At 69.8% G+C, this 6,370-nt stretch carries 5 protein-coding genes; 3 read left to right on the plus strand and 2 right to left on the minus strand.

The features are described 5' to 3' along the window. Nucleotides 1-89 precede the first annotated feature (89 nt). The 3 genes from ASC87_RS23180 to ASC87_RS23190 all read left to right on the plus strand — a co-directional run bounded on the left by ASC87_RS23180 (nucleotide 90) and on the right by ASC87_RS23190 (nucleotide 4,116). Nucleotides 90-968, plus strand: coding sequence for a LysR family transcriptional regulator (locus ASC87_RS23180; protein WP_056668178.1), 879 nt, complete (start codon nucleotides 90-92; stop codon nucleotides 966-968). A gap of 111 nt (nucleotides 969-1,079) precedes the next feature. Next, nucleotides 1,080-3,215 carry an acyl-CoA dehydrogenase gene (locus ASC87_RS23185; RefSeq protein ID WP_056668181.1) on the plus strand — a complete coding sequence of 712 codons (2,136 nt, stop codon included), beginning with the start codon at nucleotides 1,080-1,082 and terminating at the stop codon, nucleotides 3,213-3,215. 73 nt (nucleotides 3,216-3,288) lie between these two features. Further along, the gene (locus ASC87_RS23190) at nucleotides 3,289-4,116 is read left to right on the plus strand and encodes a hypothetical protein (RefSeq protein WP_056668184.1); all 828 of its coding nucleotides are present in this window, start codon (nucleotides 3,289-3,291) and stop codon (nucleotides 4,114-4,116) included. Between the two features lie 7 nt (nucleotides 4,117-4,123). Here the strand turns inward: ASC87_RS23190 and ASC87_RS23195 are convergent, their stop codons facing one another. Continuing rightward, the gene (locus ASC87_RS23195) at nucleotides 4,124-4,357 is read right to left on the minus strand and encodes a DUF2805 domain-containing protein (RefSeq protein ID WP_162255198.1); all 234 of its coding nucleotides are present in this window, start codon (nucleotides 4,355-4,357) and stop codon (nucleotides 4,124-4,126) included. A 56-nt stretch (nucleotides 4,358-4,413) separates the two neighbouring features. Then, nucleotides 4,414-5,982: a methyl-accepting chemotaxis protein gene (locus ASC87_RS23200; RefSeq protein WP_056668191.1), complete on the minus strand. Its 1,569-nt coding sequence runs from the start codon at nucleotides 5,980-5,982 to the stop codon at nucleotides 4,414-4,416. Nucleotides 5,983-6,370: the final 388 nt, after the last annotated feature.

Here is a 6,370-nt window from a genome sequence, read left to right on the forward strand (position 1 = left end):
GCGATGTTGAGTCAGGGCTGCAGTGTCATTAGGAACCACTGAAAGATAATCAGCCAATTCCTTGATTCATTTCACAGCATGAGTGCCGAATGGACCTTCTGACCAGCATGCAGGTGTTCGTCCGCGCCGTGGACAAGGGCAGCCTGAGCGCCGCGGCCGAGGCTTGCGGCATGTCGGCCACGATGGCTGGCAACCACCTGCGCGCGCTGGAAACACGCCTGGGCACGAAGCTGCTCCACCGCACCACGCGCCGCCACAGCCTCACGGCATTCGGTGAAACCTACCTGGCGCGTTGCCAGGAGATCCTCCGCCTGATCGCCGACACCGACACCCAGGCGCAGAACCAGCAGGCCGTGCCCAGCGGCCGCCTGCGCGTCACGGCGCCGGTGTCGTTCGGCAGCGAGGCCCTGGTGCCCGCGCTGGCGGACTACCTGGCGCGACATCCGCAGGTGCGGGTGGAGTTGTCCCTCAGCGACCGCACGGTGGACCTGGTGGACGAAGGGTTCGACGTGGCGGTCCGCATCGGCACGATGCCCGACTCCGGCCTGGTGGCGCGGCCCCTGGCCCCCTACCGGATGATGGTGTGCGCATCCCCCGGATACCTCCAACGCCGCGGCACGCCGCGCACGCCGGAGGACCTGGCCGCGCACGAGTGCCTGGCCTTCAGCCCTACCGCGGGAACGTCGTGGCACTTGAAGGGTGCAGAAGGAGAGCGCCGGGTCACCGTGAGCGGCCAGTTGCAGATCAACCACGGCCAGGCCCTGCGCGTGGCGGCGCTGAACGGCCTCGGCATCGTGATGCAGCCGGCGGTGCTGCTGGAAGCCGACGTCGCGGCCGGCCGCCTGGTGGCGCTGTTCCCCGGCCACGAACTCGGCAGCCGCCCGATGCAGGTGGTGTACCTGCCCGACCCGCGGTCGCTGAAGCTGCGCAGCTTCGTGGCGTTCGTGGTGGAGCGGTTCGGCACCTGACGCAGCGCCAGGTCGCGGCACCGTCCGACACCACGGCAGGGCCCGCGCCGCTGCCGCGTGCGGCTCGATCGGCCTACCGTCGACACGCGAACCACTCCAACACCGGACACGATGGGACTCGCCTCACTCCTCGGGCGCGCCGCGCTCAAGCCGTTTGCCAAGGCCCTGCCCCCGATGGGCGACACCGAGCGCGCCGCGCTGGAGGCGGGCACCGTCGGGTTCGAAGGCGACCTGTTCGCGGGCCGCCCGGACTTCGATGCGCTGCGCGCACGGGGCCCCAACCGCCTGACCGACGAAGAGCGTGCGTTCATCGACACCGAGGTGCGCACGCTGAATGCGATGCTCGACGACTTCGCGATCGACGAGGCGCGCGACCTGCCCGCGGAGGTGTGGCAGTTCCTGCGCGACAGGAAGTTCTTCGGGATGATCATCCCGAAGGCACACGGCGGGCTCGGCTTCGGCCACTTCGCCCACGCGGCGGTGGTCACCCGCATCGCCACGGTGAACACGTCGGCCGCGGTGACGGTGATGGTACCCAACTCGCTCGGGCCCGCCGAGCTGCTGCTGCACTACGGCACCGGCGCGCAGAAGGCGCACTACCTGCCGCGGCTGGCCGACGGGCGCGACCTGCCCTGCTTCGGCCTGACCTCGCCGTACGCCGGCTCGGACGCGGCCTCGATCCCCGACGTGGGCGTGCTGTGTGAACGCGATGTCGATGGCCGGCGGGTGCGCGGCTTCAGCGTCACCTTCGACAAGCGCTACATCACGCTCGCGCCGGTGGCCACGGTGGTGGGCCTCGCGTTCCAGGCGGTGGACCCGGCGCGGCCCGAAGGCCAGCGCGAACTCGGCATCACCTGCGCGCTGATCCCCGTGCCCACCGACGGGATGACGATCGGACGCCGCCACCGCCCGATGGATTCCGCGTTCATGAACGGGCCTATCCGCGGCGAGGACGTGTTCGTGCCGATGGACTGGGTGATCGGCGGCGAGGCGCGCGTGGGCCAGGGCTGGCGCATGTTGATGGAAAGCCTCGCCACGGGACGGGCCATCTCGCTGCCCGCGGTCGGGGCCGCGATGCAGCAGACGGCGCTGTTCGTCGTCAACGGCTACGGCCAGATCCGCGAGCAGTTCGGGCTGCCCATCGGCAAGTTCCATGCGATCTCCGCCATCACGGCCCGCATGGCCGCCGACCTCTACGCGAGCGACGCGGCACGGCGCTACACGGCCGCGGCGCTGGATGCCGGCGAAAAACCGAGCCTGGCCGGCGCGATCCTCAAGGTGCACCTCACGGAGGCCGGCCGGCGCGCGGTGCTGGATGGCATGGACGTCCTCGGTGGCAAGGGCATCATGGGCGGCCCGAAGAACCTGCTGGGTGTGGCGTACCGGCATGCTCCCATCGCCATCACCGTCGAAGGCGCGAACCTGCTCACGCGTTCGCTGATCATCTTCGGCCAGGGCGCCGTGCGTTGCCACCCGCACGTGCTGGCCGAGATGAAGGCGGTGGAAAACAACGACCCCGAGGCGCTGGGCCGGGCGCTGCTGGCCCATGGCGGCCACGTGTTGCGCAACCTGTGGGGCAGCCTCGTGCACCCGGCGCTGCACGGCACCCCTCCGATCGACCTGCGTGCCGAGGCCGTGATGATCGCGCGGCTGTCCGCCGCGTTCGCGCTGACGGCCGACCTGGCGATGGGGCTGCTCGGGGGCAAGCTCAAGCGGCTCGAGCTGCTGTCGGCGCGGCTTGGCGACGTGCTGTCCGCGCTGTACCTTGCGAGTGGTGCGCTGTGGCGCTACGACGTGGAAGGTGACCCGGCGATGCTGCCGTTCGCCCGCGCGGCCATCCGGGTGCAGCTCGCACGGGGCGCCGACACCTTGCACGAGCTCTGCGCCAACCTGCCGTCGGGCCTGCTGCGGCTGGCCGCCCCGCTGCTGCTGCGCGGCACGCGGCAGCGCCGCCCGCTGACGGACAAGACGGTGCTGGCACTGGCCGAGGCGCTGCGCGCCGACCCGGCCCTCGTGGGCCGGTTGTGCCCCGACATCGGCCAGCCGCGCGCGGGTGGCCTGCGCGACCTGATGGACGCGCTCGCGCTGTCGGTCCCGGTGGCCGATGAACTCGCCGAACTGAACGGGGTGCTGCGCCGCACCCGGTCGCTGGAACAAGCCGCGGCGCGGTCACGCGACCCGGCCGCAGCGCTGGCCTACCTGCGGGCGGCCGACCGGGTGATCCAGGTGGACGACTTCGCGCCCTGACGGCGCCCTCTTCCGAGGGATCGCGGCGTGCCCGGGATGCTGGTCCAATGCGGGCCAAACTCCGCGCCCCACCATGACCGCCTCCACCGTCCCGCCGTTGCCGGCGCTCCCCGCCCGGCCAATCAAGCAGGCGCGCAAGCGCGCGGTCATTCGCCCGCTGATCGGCTGGCTGCTGGCCGCCATCGCGTTCGTGGCGATCGGCGTATTCATGGCATGGAACTACGGGCCGCAACTCGCGCGCGAGGTGGCGCTGCGCCACGGCGGCGCCACCACCCAGCAGGCCCGGTTGCTCGACGGTGTCTGCAAGACCCGCAAGGCCATCTTCACCGACTGCTCGGGCCACTTCGAGTTCCTGACCCGGCCCGAACACGGCCAGCAGTTGGTCAAGGCGAAGCTCGACTACCTGATGATGCTGTCACTCGACGACGACATCCCGCTGACCGTCACGTACGACCCGGCCCGCCCCGAGGTCAACACGACGTCGTGGGGCCAGAACCACTTGTGGAACCGCGTGGGCACGCTGGCCGGCATGGTGCTCTTCTGCGTGGGCATGGGGCCGCTGTTCGTGATGATGGCCTTCACACCGATGCGCCGCGAGCGCGCGTTGCGCGCCGCGCTGCAGAAACCGAAGGCCGGTGCGGTGCGCCTGTCGAACCTGCGATCGGCCGGCAAGCGCCTCACCCTCAAGGTGCACTTCAAGCGCGGTGGCAAGTGGCGCGCCTTCGACCACGTGATGTTCAAGGACGAATCGCCGCTGATGCTCGGCGAGACAGACCGGGCGCTGGCGGTGATGTCACCCGACGGCATTCCGCACGTGCTGGACACCGGGCTCGCCGACCTGGCGCTGAGCCCGCACGAGCGCGAGCAGATCCAGCGGGCCGCGCAGACCTGGCCCGCCTGACCAGCCGTCAGCGCCGCTTGCCCGGCCCGGGCCGCGCCGCACTGGCCGGCGCACCCCGGGTGCGTGCTGTCCACGTCTTGAAGGCGCTGGGCGTGAGTTCGCGCTTGAGCAGCTGAACCACCTGGCCGTGCGTGAGCCCGTGGGTGTGCAACACACGGTCGAACGGCGGGCGATCGTCCCAGGCGGTGGCGATCACCCGTTCGATTTCTTCAGGTGTGAGTCGGGGGACGGGCTTGGCCATGGTGGCATTGTCCTCCATGCCTTGCCATCCCGACGCGGGCCATGATCTGCACCCGGTCAGTACGGCGCCAACTTGAACGCCGCCACCACCTCCACCAGGTTGCGTGCCTGGTCGCGCAGCGATTCACCCGCGGCCGAGCTCTGCTCGACGAGTGCGGCGTTCTGCTGCGTCATCTGGTCCAGTTGCGTGACGGCCTGATTCACCTGCGCGATGCCGTCGCTCTGGGCGGTGGCCGCGCCGGTGATCTCGCCAATGATCTGCGACACACGCTGCACGGAACCGACGATCTCGGTCATGGCCGCACCGGCCCCCACCACCAGTTGCGCACCCGACGCCACCTTGCCGGCCGACGCCGAGATCAGGGTCTTGATCTCGCGGGCGGCCTGGGCCGAACGTTGCGCCAGGCTGCGCACCTCGGACGCCACCACCGCGAAACCGCGGCCCTGCTCGCCCGCACGGGCGGCTTCCACGGCCGCGTTCAGCGCGAGGATGTTGGTCTGGAACGCGATGCCGTCGATGACACCGATGATGTCGGAGATCTTCGCGGACGACGCACGGATGTCCTCCATGGTGGACACCACGTCGGACACCACCTGGCCGCCGCGGGCCGCGGAGGTCTGCGCCGACGTCGCGAGTTCGTTGGCGGTGCGGGCGGACTGGGCCGTCTGCTGCACGGTGGAGGTGAGCTGCGCCATCGACGACGCGGTCTGCTGCAGGTTGGAGGCGGTCTGCTCGGTGCGGGCCGCCAGGTCGGCATTGCCGGTGGCGATCTCGGTGGAGGCGGTGCCCATGCTGTCGGTGGCGAGGCGCACGTTGGCCACGATGCGGTTCAACGACGTCTGCATCTCGGCCAGTGCCGTCTGCAACGCGGCGGTTTCGTCACGGCCTTGCACCTCGACCGACTGGGTGAGGTCACCCTGTGCGATCGCCAGCGCCAGGCGGCGCGCGTCGCCGAGCGGGCGGCAGATGGACGCCGTGTTGAGCAGCGTCAGCGGCACCACGATGAGCACGGCCAGCAGCAGCGCGCCGGCAAACATCAGGATGGTGCGCGACACCATGTGCTTGGCGTTGGCGCTCGCCGCCTGGGCGTCCGCGGCCAGCACCCGGTCGAGTTCGGCCAGCAGCGGCACGATGGCCTCGATGTCGGCCTTGGCCTTGCCAAGCATGCGGTCGGCGCCAGCCGCGGTGTCGTAGCTGCTGGCGGCCAGCTGCTTGACGATGTGGGTAGCCTTGGTCTCGTAGCCCTGCAGCAGGGGTTTGATCTTTTCGACGATGGCGCCGGTGTCGGGGCGCCCGCTCGATGCAAGCTCGTCCGCCGCCTTGCGCATCTGGCCCAGGGCGGCCACCCAGCGCGGGTGGATCGTCGCCACCAGCTCGGGCTTCTCGTATGCGAGCAGCATGTCCTTCTCGTGGCTGCGCACTGTCGCGACCGACTCCCGCAGGACGCCGAGCCGCGTCGACTGGACGACGGTAGTCTCCAGGAACGCCGTGTTGAGGGACACGATGCCGAACATGCCCATCAGTCCTGCACCCCCCACGAGGGCAAGCGACAAGAGCACCAGCACGATCGTCCCGTACATCCGGGTGCGAATCGTGAACTGGCGCATGGAAGAGACGAGGTTCATGCAGACTACTCCAACGGACAACCGCGGCCAACCATGGTCACGGTTCCAGGTTTTCGGCCGGTGGAGCGGAGGACTTGACCCCGGATTCCCTCAGAAAAGTCACGCGCGGCGGTGTTTTGGGGCCCTGTGACTGGTGTTCAGCGCGCCGGTTGGTACCCCGTGCCCTCTCGGGTGGGGTGCGCAAACGCCCATGCGTTTCCCCACACGCCGTGTCGTCCCGGCGCAGGCCGGGACCTCCACCTTCTCGTTGAACAGCAGCGTTCCCGTCCACCGCTGGAGATCCCGGCCTGCGCCCACTGCTGTCCGGGGAAAATCAACCTGAATGGCTGCGTTGCCAGCAGGCATCGATGGTGCAGCCGATTCACCGATGGGTCGACTCAATCGCAGC

The organism is Rhizobacter sp. Root1221 (assembly GCF_001425785.1).
Taxonomy (GTDB): domain Bacteria; phylum Pseudomonadota; class Gammaproteobacteria; order Burkholderiales; family Burkholderiaceae_C; genus Rhizobacter.